This is a genomic window from Rossellomorea oryzaecorticis (assembly GCF_038405515.1).
In the GTDB taxonomy this organism is placed as follows: domain Bacteria; phylum Bacillota; class Bacilli; order Bacillales; family Bacillaceae_B; genus Rossellomorea; species Rossellomorea oryzaecorticis_A.
On the sequence record NZ_JBBYAF010000104.1, the window covers coordinates 1 to 492 of the forward strand.

Annotated in this window: 1 tRNA gene; it reads left to right on the forward strand. The window is 47.6% G+C overall.

The features are described from left to right. The first annotated feature begins 263 nt into the window (after positions 1-263). Positions 264-337: transfer RNA gene (locus tag AAEO50_RS21270), tRNA-Met, on the forward strand. The last annotated feature ends 155 nt before the right edge of the window (positions 338-492 follow it).

The following is a 492-nucleotide window of genomic DNA, read 5'->3' on the forward strand; positions in this document are numbered from 1 at the left end:
AGGAATACCCAAGTCCGGCTGAAGGGATCGGTCTTGAAAACCGACAGGGGTGTTAAAGCCCGCGGGGGTTCGAATCCCTCTTCCTCCGCCATATTATTTTTTCCCTTATTATCGTCGCGGGGTGGAGCACGTCCGAATAATACTCGGAGCTTGCACATCAGCGCACCGACTGAGCAGCAACTTGAATAAGCTTACTGAAGTCGGGGTGGTTCTAACGGATATATATTCGTAAGATCACAACTTAATTAAACTTTTATTATCGTCGCGGGGTGGAGCAGTTCGGTAGCTCGTCGGGCTCATAACCCGAAGGTCGCAGGTTCAAATCCTGTCCCCGCAATACCATTTTTGTTAAAGCAAATAAACGTCTAATGGGTAACCGATGGATGAATATTTTGCAGACGCAAGGTAATGTAAGATATTTTGCTTTCGCAAAAATCTCTGGTCTGGTAGTTCAGTTGGTTAGAATGCCTGCCTGTCACGCAGGAGGTCGCG